The following is a 17,828-nucleotide window of genomic DNA, read 5'->3' as shown; positions in this document are numbered from 1 at the left end:
GGGGGAGATCGACCATGTCCGTCGACACCATCACCACATCGCAGCGCCCTTCCTGCGCACCGAGTCGTGCGGCTCGGGAACTGAAGCTCAAGCGAGGCGAGTTCGACCTCGCCGTCCACCTCGGGTACATCCAGACCGTGCCTGACGAAGGGGGCGGGGGCCGTCGCGTCACTCGTTCCGAGATCGACCGGCTCAGCGCACACGAAGGCTTCCCGGAGTTCCTTCGGACACGTGTGACGGCTGTGGGCACCACGGAAGGGGCTGCCCTCATGGAAGTGTCCCCAGGAAGGTTCACGCGCCTGGCACGCCTGGGCCTGGTGGTGCCGGTTTCTTTTTACCTGAACCGCTACCGAGCCATGGTCTGGCGGTATCTGGCCGAGGAGCTACGGGAGTTCGCGGCCGACGAGAAGAACACCCGGCTGCTGACGGCGCGCATGCCGGAGGGAATGCGCGGACAGCTGGACGCCGGGCTGGATCTGCGCGCTCGCAACTGGCGCGGACGCCACCTGGGATTCCTGCTCCGGCAGGCCGGCGACCCGTGGGAGAAGGCCGGGGCGGTCGCCGCCTTCCTCGACCCCCTCCAGATCGCGGAACTCGTCATCGACCCCTACGAGCGCTCCCACCTGAACCGCTTCAGGCCGAGGCCGCCTGCCCACGGCACACCAGGCTCGCCCGCCGCGCACCTGGCCGAGCGGATCATGACGGCGGACGCCCCGGACGAGATCGGCTGGCTGCGGGCCGACCTGCTCCGAGCCGTGGAGGAAGCACGCGAGCACCGGCCGGCACCGCGTCCGGCGACGAAACAGGTCCACGCGACGGAACGGGTTCCCGCGGCCGCGCACCACGGCCGACCCCTGCCAGGGCAGCCGCAGCCGCAGCCGCCCCGGAAACTGCTGGGTTGGCTCCGCCGCGGCAACCCCCGGCCTGCAAGGCATGAACGACCCGCAAGGCGTGAACGGCCGGTAGGGCCTGAAGGGCCTACAAGGCCCTGAACAACCCCTCCTGGACGACCGACACGAGCAGGCGCCCTTCCACGTCGTAGATACGGCCGCGGGCCAGACCGCGTCCGCCCGTGGCGATCGGCGACTCCTGGTCGTACAGGAACCACTCGTCCGCGCGAAACGGCCGGTGGAACCACATGGCGTGGTCCAGCGACGCCATGTCGAACCCCCGCGGACCCCACAGAGGCTCGACCGGGATGCGGACGGCGTCCAGGAGGGTCATGTCGCTGGCGTAGGTCAGTGCGCAGGTGTGCACGAGCGGGTCGTCGCCGAGCGGTCCGACCGCGCGCATCCACACCGCGCTGCGCGGCTCGGCGTCCTTGACCTCCTCGATGGTCCAGCGCAACCGGTCCACGTAGCGGATGTCGAAGGGCTGGCGGCGGGCCATGCGCTCCAACTGCTCGGGCAGCGCGCCCAGATGCTCCCGGATCTCGTCCGTGACCGTCGGCAGGGAATCCGGATCCGGGACCTTGCGGGACGGCGGCAGCTGGTGCTCGAAGCTCCCTTGCTCAGGCTTGTGAAAGGAGGCGGTGAGATTGAAGATCGTGCGGCCCTGCTGCACCGCGGTGACCCGGCGGGTCGTGAACGCCCGCCCGTCCCGCACCCGTTCGACCTGGTACACGATCGGCACGCCCGGCCGCCCGGGGCGCAGGAAGTACGCGTGCAGCGAGTGCACCGGGCGGTCGCCCTCCGTGGTGCGGCCGGCGGCGACCAGTGCCTGGCCGGCCACCTGGCCGCCGAAGACCCGCTGGAGGGATTCGTTCGGGCTGAGCCCACGGAAGATGTTGACCTCGATCTGCTCCAGGTCGAGCAGGTCGACGAGTCTCACGGCCGGGTTCGTCATGGGTGGGATTCTCCTGTGCTCACAGCTGGCCGACGTCGGTGACGCGGACGATCGCACGGCCTTCGGCATCGGAGGCCGCCAGGTCGATCTCCGCGCTGATGCCCCAGTCATGATCGTCGTTCGGGTCGTCGAAGATCTGTCGCACGCGCCACAGGCCGTTCTGCGGCTCCTCCTCGATCATCAACAGCTTGGGGCCGCGGGCGTCGGGACCGGTGCCGAGATCGTCGTACTCGTCCCAGTACTTGTCCATCGCCTCGCCCCAGGCGTCGGCGTCCCAGCCGGTCTCGGCGTCCAGCTCGCCGAGCTGCTGCACCTGGTCCAGGGCGGCGAGTTCGACGCGGCGGAACATGGCGTTGCGGACCAGGACGCGGAAGGCGCGGGCGTTGGCGGTGACCGGCTTGACCTGGTCGGCCTTCTCCTGGGCCTCCTCGGCGGTCATCTCCTCCGGGTTCGCGAGCTGCTCCCACTCGTCCAGCAGGCTGGAGTCCACCTGGCGGACCATCTCGCCGAGCCACTCGATCAGGTCCTGAAGATCCTCGGACTTGAGGTCGTCCGGGACGGTGTGGTCCAGGGCCTTGTAGGCGCTCGCGAGGTAGCGCAGCACGATGCCCTCGGTGCGGGCCAGCTCGTAGTGGGACACCAACTCCGTGAAGGACATCGCCCGTTCGTACATGTCACGGATGACGGACTTCGGGGACAGGGGGTGGTCGCCCACCCAGGGATGGCTCTTGCGGTACGTGTCGTACGCGTGGAAGAGCAACTCCTCCAGGGGCTTGGGGTAGGTGACGTCCTGGAGTCGCTCCATGCGCTCCTCATACTCGACGCCGTCCGACTTCATCGCGGCCACGGCCTCGCCGCGCGCCTTGTTCTGCTGGGCGGCGAGGATCTGCCGCGGGTCGTCGAGCGTGGACTCCACCACGGACACCATGTCCAGGGCGTAGGACGGCGACTCGGGGTCCAGGAGCTCGAACGCGGCGAGTGCGAAGGTGGACAGCGGCTGGTTGAGCGCGAAGTCCTGCTGAAGGTCGACCGTGAGGCGGACGATGCGACCCTCGGCGTCCGGTGTGTCGAGCTTCTCGACGATGCCGCCGTCCAGCAGCGAGCGGTAGATGGCGATCGCCCGCCGGATGTGCCGCAGTTGCTGCTTGCGCGGCTCGTGGTTGTCCTCCAGGAGGTGCCGCATCGCGTCGAAGGCGTTGCCGGGCCGGGCGATCACCGACAGGAGCATGGTGTGCGTCACCCGGAAACGGGAGGTCAGCGGCTCCGGGTCGGAGGTGATGAGCTTCTCGAAGGTGCTGTCCGTCCACCCGACGAAACCCTCGGGCGCCTTCTTGCGGACGACCTTCCGGCGCTTCTTCGGGTCGTCGCCCGCCTTGGCGAGCGCCTTCTCGTTCTCCACCACGTGCTCGGGAGCCTGCGCGACGACGTAGCCCGCCGTGTCGAATCCCGCGCGTCCGGCACGGCCGGCGATCTGGTGGAACTCACGGGCACGCAGCGTGCGTACGCGAGTGCCGTCGTACTTGGCCAGCGCCGTGAACAGCACCGTCCGGATGGGTACGTTGACGCCCACGCCGAGTGTGTCCGTGCCGCAGATGACCTTCAGCAGTCCGGCCTGCGCGAGCTTCTCCACCAGTCGGCGGTACTTGGGCAGCATGCCCGCGTGGTGGACGCCGATGCCGTGGCGCACGTAGCGGGAGAGGCTGCGGCCGAACTTGGTGGTGAAGCGGAAGTTGCCGATCAGCTCGGCGATCTGGTCCTTCTCCTCGCGCGTGCACATGTTGATGCTCATCAGGGCCTGCGCCCGCTCCACGGCCTGCGCCTGGGTGAAGTGCACGATGTAGACCGGCGCCTGCCTGGTCTCCAGCAGCTCGGTCAGCGTCTCCGTGAGCGGAGTCAGCCGGTATTCGTAGGAGAGCGGCACCGGGCGGGTGGCGGAGCGGACGACCGACGTCGGCCGGCCGGTGCGGCGGGTGAGGTCCTTCTCGAACATCGCGACGTCGCCGAGGGTGGCCGACATCAGGATGAACTGCGCCTGCGGAAGTTCCAGGATGGGGATCTGCCAGGCCCAGCCGCGGTCCGTCTCGGCGTAGAAGTGGAACTCGTCCATGACGACCTGGCCGACGTCCGCGCGCTTTCCGTCGCGCAGGGCGATCGAGGCGAGCACTTCGGCGGTGCAGCAGATGACGGGAGCGTCGGCGTTGACGGACGCGTCGCCGGTCAGCATGCCGACGTTCTCGGTGCCGAACATCTTGCACAGCTCGAAGAACTTCTCCGAGACGAGCGCCTTGATCGGAGCCGTGTAGAAGGTGACCTCGTCACGGGCCAGCGCGGCGAAGTGGGCGCCCGCCGCGATCATGCTCTTGCCGGAGCCGGTGGGCGTCGACACGATCACGTTGGCACCGGAGACCGCTTCGATCAGAGCCTCCTCCTGGTGCGGGTAGAGCGTGAGACCGCGCTCCTGGGCCCACGACTCGAAAGCGTCGTAGAGGGCGTCGGGGTCGGCGGTCGGCGGCAGCTGATCGATGAGGGTCACCCACCCATCTTGCCTGCCCTTCTCCCCTACAGGGGAATCGGATGCGGGTACGAAGATCGCGAACGCTACGCTGTGTCGGCGACGGAGCGTCAGCGCGCCCGGTCAACTGGACAGCGGCACACGAACAACGGGGCGGGCAGCGGCGATGATGGGACCAGCACACTCACTCTCGGGCGCCGCGGCCTGGCTCGGCGTCGGTGCCGCGGCCGCCGCGACGGGACACACCATGCCCTGGCCGGTCCTCCTGGTCGGAGCCCTGATCTGCGCCGGCGCCGCGCTCGCCCCGGACCTCGACCACAAGGCCGCCACCATCTCGCGCGCCTTCGGACCGATCTCCCGTGGCCTGTGCGAGATCGTCGACAAGCTCTCCTACGCCGTCTACAAGGCCACGAAGAAGCAGGGCGACCCACGCCGCTCCGGTGGGCACCGCACACTCACGCACACCTGGCTGTGGGCCGTGATGATCGGCGCGGGCGCCTCGGTGGCGGCGATCACCGGCGGGCGCTGGGCGGTGCTGGCGCTCCTGTTCGTGCACATGGTGCTGGCCATCGAGGGCCTGCTGTGGCGGGCGACCCGGGGTTCCAGCGCCGACGTGCTGGTCTGGCTGCTGGCCGCGACGAGCTCGTGGATCCTCGCCGGCATCCTGGACAAGACGGGCAACGGCTCGGACTGGCTGTTCACAGATCCGGGCCAGGAGTACCTGTGGCTCGGGCTGCCGATCGTGCTGGGCGCGCTGGTGCACGACATCGGGGACGCGCTGACCGTCTCCGGCTGCCCGGTCCTGTGGCCGATCCCGCTGGGCCGCAAGCGCTGGTACCCGATCGGCCCGCCGAAGTTCATGCGGTTCAGGGCCGGCAGCTGGGTCGAGCTGAAGGTACTGATGCCGGCGTTCATGCTGCTCGGGGGAGTGGGCTGCGCGGCGGCGCTCAACTTCATCTGAGTGGCGGGGCCGACCCGCGCCACGCTCCGGGTAAAGGGCTCGCGCTGCGCCGGGCACTGTCTCTACCCTGCCCGGAGCGGGACTGCGCAGTTCCCGCAGGTTGCGGAGCCGTGGCAGAGCGGCCCATTGCGATCGGCGTGAGCGAGGCCCCTCTCACGCCGAGTGACGGGGACCGGGCGGGCCTGCCCGTCCCGTCCGCGGGTTCGAATCCCGCCGGCACCGCAGCCGACCAGCACCGCGTCCGCACACGAGCTGACCGGCCCGCCGGGGCGGTCTCAGCCCGTCCGGCCCCCGTAGCGCCGCTCGAACTGGGCGATGCGGCCCTCGGTGTCCACCGTCCGTGCCCTGCCGGTGTGGAAGGGGTGGCTCTCCGAGGAGATCTCCACGTCCACCACCGGGTACGTCTCGCCGTCGTCCCACTCGATGGTCTGATCGCTGGTCGCGGTGGACCTGGTCAGGAAGGCGTAGCCCGCGGCACGGTCACGGAAGACGACCTCGTGGTAGTCCGGGTGCTTGTCCTGCTGCATGGATGCTCCTCCTACGGCGTCGGTGAAGCGCCCGAGGGCGCGGGGACGGCGGGGTCAGCCGGACAGGGTCTCCTCGTCGACGATGTGCACCGCGGCCTCCTCGGCGGAGGCTGCCGCACCGTCAATGCCCACGTCCGTGGCGACCAGCGCGCTCTCCTCGTCCTCGTGTGCTCCTTCGTCGGGTGCCACGAGGCGGCCGGAGCGGGCCGAGCCGACCTCGTTGTCGAGGAGTTCCCCGTCGGTGCCCTCGCAGTCGCCGATGCCGTCGTCCTCCGGGACGGCGGGCTCCGGCAGCTCCTCGGCGAGCCGCTGGTCCAGCGTCTCGCCCTGCCGGCGCTCGGCGGCCGTCACGCCGCTGTGCTCCACCGCCCAGGGCCGCTCGGGAGGGGACCAGCCCCGGTCGAGGGGGTCGTCGACACCGTCGTTGTCCAGGGTGTCCTCCGCGTCGAGCAGTCCCGCGTCGTCCTGGATCTCGGACCCGTCGGGCTGGTAGACGTCGTCCCCCCATCCGTCGTCGCTGTTCACGGGTACCTCCAGGTGATGAGGGCGGGCACGTCCTCCCCGCGGCCGGCGACCGGCCGCGGGCGTACGGGCCACACGCGGCGCGCTTCGGCGAACCGCGTGCACCGCGAGCGCTCCCCGAGCCGGTGCCGGTTTCCAGCCTTCCACCCCTTTTCGGAACCGCGCAACGCCACGGGCACGACGGCCCGCGGACGGCTCACAGCGGACCTGCCTCCGCGCAGCCCGCACGGGGACGTACCCGCCGCCGTCCGCCCGCCCGCACCGCGGCCGCGGTGCGGGCGGAACCCTCGCTCACCCGTGCCAGGACCGCCACAGCGCCGCGTACGCGCCGTCCGCGGTGACCAGCTCGTCGTGGCTGCCCAGCTCGCTGATGCGGCCGTTCTCGACCACGGCGATCACGTCCGCGTCGTGAGCGGTGTGCAGTCGGTGGGCGATGGCGATCACCGTGCGGCCGTCGAGGACACGGGCGAGGGAGCGTTCCAGGTGCCGGGCCGCGCGCGGGTCGAGGAGGGAGGTCGCCTCGTCCAGAACCAGCGTGTGCGGGTCGGCCAGCACCAGGCGGGCCAGCGCGATCTGCTGGGCCTGGGCCGGAGTGAGCGCCAGACCGCCCGAACCGACCTCGGTGTCCAGGCCGTCGTCGAGCGCACGAGCCCAGCCGTCGGCGTCGACCGCACCGAGCGCCGCCCACAGCTCGGCGTCGTCGGCGTCGGTCCGGGCGAGCAGCAGGTTGTCGCGCAGGGCCCCCACGAAGACGTGGTGTTCCTGGTTGACGAGGGCCACGTGCTCGCGGACCCGTTCCGCGGGCATCCGGGAGAGTTCGGCGCCGCCGAGGGTGATCCGGCCGTCCCGGGGCGCGTAGACGCCGGCGAGCAGTCTGCCCAGGGTGGACTTGCCCGCGCCCGAGGGGCCGACCAGGGCCAGCCGGGTGCCGGGGGCCACCTCGAGGGAGACCTTGCGCAGCACGTCCACGCCCTCGACGTAGCCGAAGTGGACCCGGTCCGCGTGCACGTTCCGCCCGTCGGGGGCCACCGCGGCATCCCCGGCATCCGGTTCGATGTCCCGGACGCCGACCAGCCGGGCCAGCGACACCTCGGCGACCTGGAGCTCGTCGAACCAGCGCAGGATCAGGTTCACCGGGTCCACGAGCATCTGTGCGATCAGCGCACCGGTCGTCAGCTGACCGACGTCGATCCAGCCCTGCAGGGCGAACACCCCGCCGAGCATCAGGACCGAGCCGAGCACGGTGACATGGGTGACGTTGATGACAGGAAAGAGCACCGACCGCAGCCACAGTGTGTAGCGCTCCCAGGCGGTCCACTGCTTGATCCGGCGCTCGGACAGTTCGATACGGCGGTGGGCGAGCCGGTGGGCCTCGACGGTGCGCCCGGCGTCCACGGTCTCGGCGAGCGCGGCTGCCACGGTGGCGTATCCGGCGGCCTCCGAACGGTAGGCGGACGGCGCCCGGCGGAAATACCAGCGGCAGCCGACGACCAGCAGCGGAAGGGCGATCAGCACGGCGGCCGCCAGCGGCGGTGCCGTGATCACCAGCCCGCCCAGCAGCAGGGCCGTCCACACCACGCCGATCGCGAGCTGGGGCACGGCCTCGCGCATCGCGTTGCCGAGCCGGTCGATGTCCGTCGTGATCCGGGACAGCAGGTCGCCGGTCCCGGCCCGCTCCAGGACGCCCGGCGGCAGCCCGACCGACCGCACGAGGAAGTCCTCGCGCAGGTCGGCCAGCATCCGCTCGCCGAGCATCGCGCCGCGCAGCCGCACCGCGCGCACGAACACGGCCTGGACGACGAGCGCTGCCACGAACAGCGTGGCGGTCAGCTCCAGATGGAGTTCACGCGCGCCGTCCGACAGCCGCTCCACGAGGCCGCCCAGCAGCCAGGGGCCGACCATCGAGGCAAGCACGGCGACCGTGTTGACGGTGATGAGGAGCAGGAAGGCGCGGCGGTGTCGGCGGAACAGTTCGGCCACGTAGGCGCGTACGGTCGCGGAGGCTCCGACGGGCAGCGTGTTCGCTGTCGTCGGGGCCGCCGGGTCGTACGCCGGTGGCGCCACGCCGATCATGCTGTCTCCTCGATTTCTGTCAGTTCGTCGAGCTCTTCGAGTACGCCGTTCAGGGCGGTCTCCTCGTCGGTCTCGCGGGTCACGACCGCCCGGTACCGGGCGTCCTGGTGGACGAGTTCGCGATGTACGCCGACCGCCACGACCTCGCCGTCGTGCACCAGGACGACTCGGTCCGCGCGGTCGAGGAGCAGGGGCGAGGAGGTGAACAGCACGGTCGTGCGCCCCGCCCGCAGCTCGCGCACGCTCTCCGCGATCCGTGCCTCGGTGTGCGAGTCGACGGCGGAGGTCGGCTCGTCAAGGACCAGTACCTCCGGGTCGGTGAGCAGCGACCGGGCCAGGGCGAGCCGCTGGCGCTGGCCGCCGGACAGGGAGCGTCCGCGTTCGGTGATGCGGGCGTCCATCGGATCCTCGGCGCCGAGCGACCCCTGGACCAGGGCGGTCAGCACATCCCCGCACTGTGCGGCCGCCAGGGCCTTCGCGGCGTCGACGTCACCCGACGCGGGCACGTCGAGCAGCTCGCGCAGTGAACCGGACAGCAGGACCGGATCCTTGTCCTGGACGAGGACGGCCGTCCGGGCGGAGTCGAGCGGGAGCTCGTCGAGAGGCACACCGCCCAGCAGTACCGACGCGCCTTCCTCCGAGGGGTGGCCGCCCAGCCGTTCCGCCAGGCGCCCAGCCGTGTCCGGGTCGCCGCAGACCACCGCGGTGAACCGGCCGGAGGGGGCGAGCAGACCGGTCGCCGGGTCGTACAGGTCACCGGAGGGCACCTCGGCGGCCCGCGACCCGACGGTGTCGGTCGCCCGCTCCAGCGACAGCACACGCGCGGCCCGTTTGGCCGAGGGGCGCGAGAAGGAGTAGGCCATCGCGATCTCTTCGAAGTGGCGCAGGGGATAGGTGAGGACCATGACCGAGCTGTAGACGGTGACCAGTTCGCCGACGCCGATGCGGCCCTGCCGGGCCAGCTGGACGCCGTACCAGACGACCGCGACCATCAGCAGCCCCGGCAGCAGCACCTGGATCGCGGAGATGAGGGCCCACATCCGGGCGCTGCGCACGGCCGCGTGGCGGACCTCCTGGGAGGCACGGCGGTAGCGGTCGAGGAAGAGTTCCTCGCCACCGATGCCGCGCAGCACGCGCAGTCCGGCGACGGTGTCCGAGGCGAGTTCGGTGGCCCGTCCGGCCTTCTCGCGCTGGAAGTCGGCACGCCGGGTCGCGCGGGGCAGCAGCGGCAGCACCGACAGTGCCAGCACCGGCAGGCCCACGGCGACGACTGCGCCGAGCGCGGGTTCGTAGACGACCAGGCCGACGCAGACCAGCACGACGGTGACCGCCGCAGCGGTGAACCGCGACCAGGCCTCGACGAACCAGCCGATCTTCTCGACGTCACCCGTGGAGACGGCCACGACCTCGCCGGCCGCCACGCGCCGGGTCAGTGCCGAGCCCAGCTGGGCGGCCTTGTGGGCCAGCAACTGCTGGACGCGGGCGGCCGCCGTGATCCAGTTGGTGACGGCGGTGCGGTGCAGGAAGGTGTCGCCGATCGCCTGCCCGGCGCAGCACAGCGCCAGCAGCCCGCCGGCGAGAGCGAGTCGCCGCCCGGAGTCGTCGACGACGGCCTGGACGGCGAGACCCACACAGAACGGCAGCGCGGAGACGGACAGGAAGTGCAGCAGTCCCCATGCCAGTGACTTGAGCTGGCCTCTCAGCTGATTCCGGAAGAGCCACCACAGGAATCGGGGACCTGAGCGCGCGTCGGGCACGCCCGGATCGGGATACGGAAGGTCTTGGATCTGCATGACGTCCCAGTGGCTCGTGTCAGGGGGGAGGGAGCCGCGAACGGCGGCAGCAAACCGTGAAAGGTTCGCGTCGCAACGTGCTCGGAGGCAACCGGTTTTTCGCTGCGGTGCACAGAACCGGCTACCGGTGCGGACCGGCACCCGGTGCGCAGACCCGGCTCCCTGTGCTGGTGGGACCATGGAGCGATGCGGCGGGGCAGCGGTGCAGGGCGTGCGGTGGTGGCGTCGGTGGTCGTTGGGTTGCTTCTGGCGGTCACGTCCGCGTGCGGGGGCGGCGCCGAGCCGAGCGGCAAAGGGGACGCGGGCTCCGTCGGGAAGGCCGCACCGACCCGCCCGGCCGGCGCCGACCCGACGCGCACGACCCGCATCCCCGTTGTCGGTGACCGGCTGCAGCGGCGCATCCCCGCCGACTCCCGCCAGGTCGTGGCGGTCTACGGCGAAGCCAGAAACTCTGCGGACTCCGTGGTCGTGCTCTACACGAAGCACGGCACAGCCTGGGACCGGACCCGCAGCTGGCCGGCACACAACGGCAAGAAGGGCTGGACCGCCGACCATCGCGAGGACGACGACCGCAGCCCGGTCGGTGTGTTCACGCTCAGCGACGCGGGCGGCGTGCTGCGGGACCCGGGGGCCGAGCTCCCGTACACGCGATCCAGCGCGTTCGCGGCCCCGCGCTGGTGGCCGAAGTCGTACTGGCACGACTTCGACCACGTCATCGCCATCGACTACAACCGCGTCAAGGGCACCCCGCCGAACGATCCGACCCGCCCCGAAGGCACCTCCAAGGGTGGCGGGATCTGGCTGCACCTGGACCACGGCAGCGGTACGTCGGCGTGCGTCAGCCTGCCGGAGCCGGCGATGCGGTATCTGCTGCGGACGCTCGACCCGGATCGGCATCCCGTGGTGGTGATGGGGGACAGGGCCGGCCTGAAGACGTAGGGCTCACGCGGGAGGCCTCATTGCGGGGGACGCCCGACTCGCCGTAGAACACCGGCCATGAAGAGACGGATCATCATGTCCATGCTCGCCGGAGGAACCCTCCTGGCGAGCACCCTCCTCGGGGCGACACCCGCGCCTGCCGCGGAATCCGGTAGCGCCCCACCCCAATCCGCCGAAGTCCCCGTCGAGTTCGGCAGCGACTGGCGCGACCCCATCACGGCCGCCCCGCCCATCACCAAGCCCGCCGGAAGGTCCTGCCAGGTCACCGTCGCCGAAGCGCGGTTCCGCGACTTCACCCCCTACAAGGGCATGTACACGCCCCCGGGGGGCTGCGGCGACAGCTGGAGCAAGGTCGTGCTGCGCATGGACGGCACGGTCAGGGGACGGCAGTTCGACCGGCTCGGATATCTGCACCTGGGCGGGGTCGAGATCTTCCGTACGTCCACGCCCCAGCCCTCGCCCGACGGCATCGAGTGGTCCGTCGAGAAGGACGTCACGCGCTACAGCGACACCCTCCGCGGCAGCCAGGACGTCGAGATGCTCATCGGGAACGTCGTCGACGACACGTACACCGGGATCATCGACGTCAAGGTCACGCTGACGTTCTACGCGGGCAAGCCGGCCGCCACGCCGGACCGGGTCCTGACCCTCGACGACCGGTCCACCCTCACCACTCCGCGCAACAGCGAACGCATCCTCGCCGAGGTGTACGCCACCGGATCCGGCGGCGGCTGTGAGGAGTACTGGTATCTGACGGTTCCCGAGGAGGCGCCGTACTCCTGCCGGGCCGACGGTGGTCCTTATCGCGAGGTGCAGGTCAAGGTCGACGGGCAACTCGCGGGCATCGCCGCCCCGTTCCCGACCGTGTGGACCGGCGGCTGGTCCAATCCCTTCCTCTGGTACGTCGTTCCGGGACCGCGCGCCTTCGACATCAAGCCGATCGAATACGACCTGACGCCCTTCGCCGGTCTCCTCAACGACGGCCGCCCGCACCGCGTGGAGGTCTCCGTCGTCGGCGTGGCCGAGGGGCAGAGCGGCTGGAGCGTGCCCGTGAACGTCCTCGTCTGGCAGGACGCGAAGAAGGCGCACGTCACCGGGAAGCTCACCGCGCACCGGGCCGGCGACCTCGACGACTCCTCGACGTACACGCCCGGGGTGGAGCACCGGGTGGACACCGAGGGTGACCACCGGCTGACCGTCGCCGGATACGTAGACACCTCGCACGGCCGGGTGACGACCACCGTCAGCCGCTCCCTGGCGAACACCTCCACGCATCGCTGGACCGACGGCGAGACCACGGACACGCTGGACGCCGTGTGGACGGACGACGAGTCGGTCACGGTCGAGGGACGCGGACCGGCTCGCACGACGCAGACCCGCCGGACGTACACGATGGACGGCACGACCACGCTGGGCGCGGCCGACCGGCTGCGCACCGTGCTGACCCTCGGTGACCGTGCCGCGGTCGACGAGTCGGTGGGTGGCCGGCGCACCGCGTGGTCGCGGCTCGACGACACCTACGCCGGCGACGCGACGTACACGGTGAACGTGCCGCGCGACCAGCGGCACGCGGTCGGCACGACGGGTGAGCGCTACCGGATGCGCGGTTCGAGCGGGTGCTACGACCGCTCGCTGAGCACCGTTCAGGGGGTGTTGACCGAGGATCACAGGGGCTGCTGAGGGCAGTTGTGTGCGATGCGTCACACGAGACGTGATTTACGCGGCTGCAACACAGAGGTCTTGTGGGCGATCAACGGCGCCTCCAGAGTGATCGGCACGGAAACCGCTTTCCGTATCGCAGAAGTCCCGTCCCCCGCTTCTGTGGATCACCGTCCCCCCTCAAGGAGTGCCCGTGCCGCCGTCCGTCCCGTCTCTGCCGCGACGCGTCGCACGCATACTGCGTACCTCTCTCTTCGCGCAGGTCGCCTGCGCGCTCGTGCTCGGAATCGTCGTCGGGAAGCTGTGGCCCGACGTGGCCACGGATCTCCAGCCGCTCGGCGACGGTTTCACGCGGCTCATCAAGACGATCATCTCGCCGCTGGTGTTCTGTGTGGTCGTCGTCGGCATCGCCAAGGCCGGTGACCTCAAGGCGTTCGGCCGGATCGGGCTCAAGGCGCTGATCTGGTTCGAGGTCGCGAGCACCCTCGCCCTGATCATCGGCCTCGTCGCCGCCAACCTCGTCCAGCCCGGCTCGGGGATGAACGTCGACCCGTCCACGCTCAACACCTCCGCGGTGGACGCGAAGACGGGCGGCGGCTCGCTGCCCTCGACGACCGAGTTCGTCGTCGACGCGATTCCCACCAGCTTCGTCGGCGCCTTCGCCGAGAACTCCCTACTGCAGGTGCTCATCCTGGCCTGCCTGGTGGGCGCCGCGCTGCTCCACCTCGGGCACACCAAGGTGCCCCAGGTCCTGCCCGCCATCGAGCAGGCGCAGGAGATCATCTTCGCGGTCGTCGGCTTCATCATGCGCCTCGCCCCGATCGCGGTGTTCGGTGCGATGGCCGTCCTGATCGGCCAGTACGGTCTCGGCGTGATCGAGACGTACGCCAAGCTGATCATCCTGTGCTACGTGGCCGCCGCGCTCTTCATCCTGCTGCTCGCCGTCGCCCTCAAGGTGGTCACCGGACTCAGCCTCTGGAAGTTCGTCCGCTACATCCGCGAGGAGATGCTTCTCGCGCTCGGCACCGCCTCCACCGAGTCCGTCATGCCGCGCGTGATGCAGAAACTGCGCAAGGCCGGTGCCCGCGACGACGCGGTCGGCCTGGTGCTGCCGACGGGATACTCCTTCAACCTCGACGGAGCCTCGCTCTACCTGTCCATCGGCACGCTGTTCATCGCCCAGGCCGTCGGCGTGGACCTGAGCCTCGGTCAGCAGATCACGGTGGTTCTCGTGCTGATGCTGACCAGCAAGGGCATGGCCGGCATCCCGGGTTCGGCCTTCCTCGCCCTGTCCGCGACCGCCTCCTCGCTGGGGGCCATCCCGGCCGGTGCCGTCGCTCTGCTGCTCGGTGTGGACCGCATCATGGACTCGATGCGCGTCGTGACGAACCTGCTAGGCAACTGCGTCGCCGTCTTCGCCGTCTCCCGCTGGGAAGGCGCCCTGGACGCCGACAGGGCGAAGAAGGTTCTGGACGGCGAGTTCGTGCCGTCGGCGGACGACGACGAGAGCGTGCCTACGGCCGACACCGAGATGGCCACCGAGAAGGCCGTCGTCGAGACCGAGAACGCAGCCGCCAAGGAGCCCGCCCTCAAGAACGCCGCCCCCGAGGAACCGCTCTCCGCCGTACCCGCGCAGTCGTCCAAGGAACCGGCCCCCGAGGCCGGTTGAGGATACCCCGCCCGCAGGCCGCGGCCGCCGCTCCAGCACTACGGAGCGGCGGCCGCGGCCTGCGGGGTTCAGCAGTTCCGCCCCCGCACCGGCGTCCCGTCCACCAGCGTGACCAGCAATCCGCCGAGCACCTCACGTTGTTCGTCGCTCAGCGGTGCCAGGATCTCCTCCGCGGCGGCCCGGCGCGCACCCCGTAGCTCCAGCATCGCCTTGTGCCCGTCGTCGGTGAGCTCGATGCGGATCACCCGGCGGTTGGTCGGGTCCGGAACCCGTCGTACCTTGCCGCTCGCCTCGAGACCGTCGACGAGGGTCGTCACCGCCCGGGGCACCACTTCCAGCCGGTCGGCGAGGTCGGCCATGCGGGGCGGCGAGTCGCAGTGCGCGAGAGTGCGCAACAGGCGGGACTGGGCCGGCGTGACGCCGAGATCGCGCCGCTCCAGGTGCCGCTTCTGGATCCGGTGCACACGACGGGTGAGCCGCAGCAACTGCTCGGCGAGCACGCCGTCGGGATCGGGGGTGGTCATACGGGAACAATATCAGGACTAAGTTCATTGTGAGCATAGGTAACAATGAGCTAAGCTCCGTCAGTCCCGACCCCCTCACCCTCCGTAGGAGCCATGCGCGAAGACATCACCCGGACCTCCTCTTCCAGCACCCCGGCCGACGAACCCCGCCAGGTGCGCCGCATCCTCAAGCTGTTCAAGCCCTACCGCGCCCGGCTCGGCGTCGTCGGTCTGCTGGTCGGCGCCGCGTCCCTGGTCACCGTGGCGACCCCGTTCCTGCTGAAGGAGACACTGGACGTCGCCATCCCCGAGGGCCGCACCGGACTGCTGAGCCTTCTGGCGCTCGGCATGATCCTCAGCGCCGTCCTCACCAGCGTCTTCGGCGTGCTGCAGACCCTCATCTCCACCACGGTCGGCCAGCGTGTCATGCACGACCTGCGCACCGCGGTGTACGGCCGCCTGCAGCGCATGTCCCTCGCCTTCTTCACGCGCACCCGCACCGGCGAGGTCCAGTCCCGCATCGCCAACGACATCGGCGGCATGCAGGCCACGGTCACCTCGACCGCCACCTCCCTGGTCTCCAACCTGACCAGCGTGGTCGCCACGATCATCGCGATGGTCGTCCTCGACTGGCGCCTGACGGTCGTGTCCCTGCTGCTGCTGCCGGTCTTCGTGTGGATCAGCCGCCGGGTCGGCAACGAGCGCAAGCGGATCACCACCCAACGCCAGAAGCAGATGGCGGCGATGGCCGCGAGCGTCACCGAGTCGCTGTCGGTCAGCGGCATCCTGCTCGGCCGCACGATGGGCCGCTCCGACTCGCTGACGAGGAGCTTCTCCGAGGAGTCCGAGCAGCTGGTCGACCTCGAAGTGCGGTCGAGCATGGCCGGCCGCTGGCGCATGGCCGTCATCTCGATCGTCATGGCCGCCATGCCCGCCGTCATCTACTGGACCGCGGGCCTCGCCCTCCAGTCGGGCGGCCCCGAGATCTCCATCGGCACCATCGTCGCCTTCGTCTCGCTTCAGCAGGGCCTGTTCCGCCCGGCGGTCAGCCTGTTGTCGACCGGCGTCCAGATCCAGGCCTCGCTCGCGCTCTTCCAGCGCATCTTCGAGTATCTCGACCTGCCGATCGACATCACCGAGCCCGAGCACCCGGTCCGCCTGGACCACGTCAAGGGCGAGGTGCGCTTCGAGAACGTCGAGTTCCGCTACGACGGCGACGGCAGCGACGACAACAAGGTGAGCCCCGTCCTAGACGGCATCGACGTCACCGTCCCCGCCGGCGGCAGCCTCGCGGTCGTCGGACCGACCGGCGCCGGGAAGTCCACCCTCGGCTATCTCGTGCCGCGGCTGTACGACGTGACGGGCGGCCGCCTCACCCTCGACGGGGTCGACGTCCGCGACCTCGACTTCGACACCCTCGCGCGCGCGGTCGGCGTCGTCTCCCAGGAGACCTACCTCTTCCACGCCACGGTCGCCGACAACCTGCGCTTCGCCAAGCCGGACGCCACCGACGAGGAGATCGAGCAGGCGGCGAAGGCGGCACAGATCCACGACCACATCGCCTCCCTGCCCGACGGCTACGAGACGGTCGTCGGCGAGCGCGGTCACCGTTTCTCCGGCGGCGAGAAGCAGCGCCTGGCGATCGCCCGCACGATCCTGCGCGACCCTCCCGTGCTGATCCTCGACGAGGCGACCAGCGCCCTGGACACCGGCACCGAACACGCCGTCCAGGAGGCCATCGACGCACTCTCCGCCAACCGCACCACCCTCACCATCGCGCACCGCCTGTCCACCATTCGGGGTGCCGACCAGATCATGGTCCTGGAGGCCGGGCGCATCGCCGAACAGGGCACGCACGAGGAGCTGTTGGAGCTGGACGGGCGGTACGCGGCGCTGGTCCGCCAGGACGCCCGACTGGAGCCGACAAGATGACGATATGCCGGATTTGTGTGCTTTAGCGGGTTACCGTGCCCGCATGCACATGAACACTCCGCCACGGAGCACGATTCGACTGACGCGCCGGGGCCGGGTCGCCCTCATCGCGACCGGGGCCGTCGTGGCCGGCACCGCCGTGGCGGTGCCGCTGCTGAGCCTGGACGGTGACGCGGAGCCGAAGCCCAGGACGCTGGTGATCCCGGAGGGCTGGCGGGCCGGCCAGGTGTACGACGCGGTCGACAAGGCCCTCGCCCTGCCCGCCGGCAGTGCCAAGAAATCCCTGGCCAAGGCCCACCTGAAGCTGCCGGCCGACGCGGACGGCAACCCGGAGGGCTACCTCTTCCCGGCGACGTACCCGCTCCGGGAGAAGGCGACGCCCGAGGCGCTTCTGACGTTCATGGTCGACACCGCGAACCGCAGGTTCAACGGCGCCCCGATCGCGGCGGGCGCGCAGCGCAACGCGATGAACGTCTACCAGGCGGTCACCATCGCGAGCATCGTCCAGGCCGAGGCGGCCACCAAGGCGGACATGGGCAAGGTGGCCCGGGTCGTCTTCAACCGCCTGGAGCGCGGCATGCCACTGCAGATGGACTCCACCCTCAACTACGCGCTGAACCGCTTCACGCTGAAGACCACCGCCGCCGACACGCGGATCGAGAGCCCCTACAACTCGTACCAGCGCATGGGCCTGCCTCCCACCCCCATCGACAACCCGGGCGAGGACGCGGTGCGCGCCGCGATCAACCCGTCCCCGGGCGACTGGCTGTACTTCGTCACGGTCAAGCCCGGCGACACCCGCTTCACCGCCGACTACGCCGAGCACCAGCGCAATGTGGCGGAGTTTAACGCCCACCGGAAGGCGAGCCCGCGGTCCACGCGGTGACCGCGGG

General features: G+C 70.4%; 14 protein-coding genes. 7 read left to right on the top strand and 7 right to left on the bottom strand.

Translation table 11 applies throughout. The features are described from left to right. Positions 1-14 precede the first annotated feature (14 nt). Complete coding sequence (locus KUM49_RS40525) at positions 15-992, top strand: DUF6397 family protein (RefSeq protein ID WP_254402539.1); 978 nt, start codon at positions 15-17, stop codon at positions 990-992. On the opposite strand, the gene KUM49_RS40520 is transcribed toward KUM49_RS40525, so the two are convergent. Both KUM49_RS40520 and KUM49_RS40515 read right to left on the bottom strand, forming a co-directional pair. After that, on the bottom strand, positions 979-1,845 hold the full coding sequence (locus tag KUM49_RS40520) for an acyl-CoA thioesterase II (protein ID WP_217241943.1): 867 nt from the start codon (positions 1,843-1,845) through the stop codon (positions 979-981). The two genes, KUM49_RS40525 and KUM49_RS40520, sit on opposite strands and share 14 nt — an antisense overlap. Before the next feature lie 19 nt (positions 1,846-1,864). Beyond that, positions 1,865-4,378 carry a DEAD/DEAH box helicase gene (locus KUM49_RS40515; RefSeq protein WP_217241942.1) on the bottom strand — a complete coding sequence of 838 codons (2,514 nt, stop codon included), beginning with the start codon at positions 4,376-4,378 and terminating at the stop codon, positions 1,865-1,867. Positions 4,379-4,523: 145 nt separating this feature from the next. On the opposite strand from KUM49_RS40515, the gene KUM49_RS40510 reads away from it, so the two are divergent. Next, the gene (locus KUM49_RS40510; RefSeq protein WP_217241941.1) at positions 4,524-5,318 is read left to right on the top strand and encodes a metal-dependent hydrolase; all 795 of its coding nucleotides are present in this window, start codon (positions 4,524-4,526) and stop codon (positions 5,316-5,318) included. A 275-nt stretch (positions 5,319-5,593) separates the two neighbouring features. Here the strand turns inward: KUM49_RS40510 and KUM49_RS40505 are convergent, their stop codons facing one another. From KUM49_RS40505 to KUM49_RS40490, 4 genes are all read right to left on the bottom strand, one after another. Continuing rightward, entirely contained in the window at positions 5,594-5,845 is a 252-nt protein-coding gene (locus KUM49_RS40505; protein WP_217241940.1) for a type B 50S ribosomal protein L31, read from the bottom strand. 54 nt (positions 5,846-5,899) lie between these two features. Next, complete coding sequence (locus KUM49_RS40500; protein WP_217241939.1) at positions 5,900-6,370, bottom strand: DUF5709 domain-containing protein; 471 nt, start codon at positions 6,368-6,370, stop codon at positions 5,900-5,902. Between the two features lie 288 nt (positions 6,371-6,658). After that, the gene (locus KUM49_RS40495; protein ID WP_217241938.1) at positions 6,659-8,440 is read right to left on the bottom strand and encodes an ABC transporter ATP-binding protein; all 1,782 of its coding nucleotides are present in this window, start codon (positions 8,438-8,440) and stop codon (positions 6,659-6,661) included. Continuing rightward, positions 8,437-10,233, bottom strand: a complete 1,797-nt coding sequence (locus KUM49_RS40490) for an ABC transporter ATP-binding protein (protein ID WP_217241937.1) — start codon at positions 10,231-10,233, stop codon at positions 8,437-8,439. Before KUM49_RS40490 ends, KUM49_RS40495 begins: the two co-directional genes overlap by 4 nt. Positions 10,234-10,419: 186 nt before the next feature. Here KUM49_RS40490 and KUM49_RS40485 point away from each other — a divergent pair, with 186 nt between their 5' ends. The 3 genes from KUM49_RS40485 (at position 10,420) to KUM49_RS40475 (ending at position 14,500) form a co-directional block, all read left to right on the top strand. Further along, entirely contained in the window at positions 10,420-11,172 is a 753-nt protein-coding gene (locus KUM49_RS40485) for a L,D-transpeptidase family protein (RefSeq protein ID WP_217241936.1), read from the top strand. 57 nt (positions 11,173-11,229) lie between these two features. Continuing rightward, entirely contained in the window at positions 11,230-12,852 is a 1,623-nt protein-coding gene (locus KUM49_RS40480; protein ID WP_217241935.1) for a peptide-N4-asparagine amidase, read from the top strand. A gap of 172 nt (positions 12,853-13,024) precedes the next feature. Beyond that, positions 13,025-14,500, top strand: a complete 1,476-nt coding sequence (locus KUM49_RS40475) for a cation:dicarboxylate symporter family transporter (RefSeq protein WP_217241934.1) — start codon at positions 13,025-13,027, stop codon at positions 14,498-14,500. A gap of 68 nt (positions 14,501-14,568) precedes the next feature. Here the strand turns inward: KUM49_RS40475 and KUM49_RS40470 are convergent, their stop codons facing one another. Continuing rightward, positions 14,569-15,024, bottom strand: a complete 456-nt coding sequence (locus KUM49_RS40470) for a MarR family winged helix-turn-helix transcriptional regulator (protein WP_217241933.1) — start codon at positions 15,022-15,024, stop codon at positions 14,569-14,571. Between the two features lie 93 nt (positions 15,025-15,117). On the opposite strand from KUM49_RS40470, the gene KUM49_RS40465 reads away from it, so the two are divergent. Both KUM49_RS40465 and mltG read left to right on the top strand, forming a co-directional pair. Further along, the gene (locus tag KUM49_RS40465) at positions 15,118-16,935 is read left to right on the top strand and encodes an ABC transporter ATP-binding protein (protein ID WP_217241932.1); all 1,818 of its coding nucleotides are present in this window, start codon (positions 15,118-15,120) and stop codon (positions 16,933-16,935) included. Positions 16,936-16,978: 43 nt separating this feature from the next. After that, a complete protein-coding gene (gene mltG, locus KUM49_RS40460) occupies positions 16,979-17,821 on the top strand; it encodes an endolytic transglycosylase MltG (RefSeq protein WP_217241931.1) in 843 nt (280 codons plus the stop codon). Positions 17,822-17,828: the final 7 nt, after the last annotated feature.

The sequence above is a fragment of the Streptomyces sp. AC555_RSS877 genome (assembly GCF_019049245.1).
Lineage (GTDB): Bacteria > Actinomycetota > Actinomycetes > Streptomycetales > Streptomycetaceae > Streptomyces.
This window is presented reverse-complemented; position numbering and strand designations above follow the sequence as displayed.

Coding starts and splice junctions, on each gene's coding strand:
- KUM49_RS40525 (WP_254402539.1), top strand. CDS start 15: ATGTCCGTCGACACCATCACCACATCGCAGCGCCCTTCCTGCGCACCG.
- KUM49_RS40520 (WP_217241943.1), bottom strand. CDS start 1,845: ATGACGAACCCGGCCGTGAGACTCGTCGACCTGCTCGACCTGGAGCAG.
- KUM49_RS40510 (WP_217241941.1), top strand. CDS start 4,524: ATGATGGGACCAGCACACTCACTCTCGGGCGCCGCGGCCTGGCTCGGC.
- KUM49_RS40505 (WP_217241940.1), bottom strand. CDS start 5,845: ATGCAGCAGGACAAGCACCCGGACTACCACGAGGTCGTCTTCCGTGAC.
- KUM49_RS40495 (WP_217241938.1), bottom strand. CDS start 8,440: ATGATCGGCGTGGCGCCACCGGCGTACGACCCGGCGGCCCCGACGACA.
- KUM49_RS40490 (WP_217241937.1), bottom strand. CDS start 10,233: ATGCAGATCCAAGACCTTCCGTATCCCGATCCGGGCGTGCCCGACGCG.
- KUM49_RS40485 (WP_217241936.1), top strand. CDS start 10,420: ATGCGGCGGGGCAGCGGTGCAGGGCGTGCGGTGGTGGCGTCGGTGGTC.
- KUM49_RS40480 (WP_217241935.1), top strand. CDS start 11,230: ATGAAGAGACGGATCATCATGTCCATGCTCGCCGGAGGAACCCTCCTG.
- KUM49_RS40470 (WP_217241933.1), bottom strand. CDS start 15,024: ATGACCACCCCCGATCCCGACGGCGTGCTCGCCGAGCAGTTGCTGCGG.
- KUM49_RS40465 (WP_217241932.1), top strand. CDS start 15,118: ATGCGCGAAGACATCACCCGGACCTCCTCTTCCAGCACCCCGGCCGAC.
- mltG (WP_217241931.1), top strand. CDS start 16,979: ATGCACATGAACACTCCGCCACGGAGCACGATTCGACTGACGCGCCGG.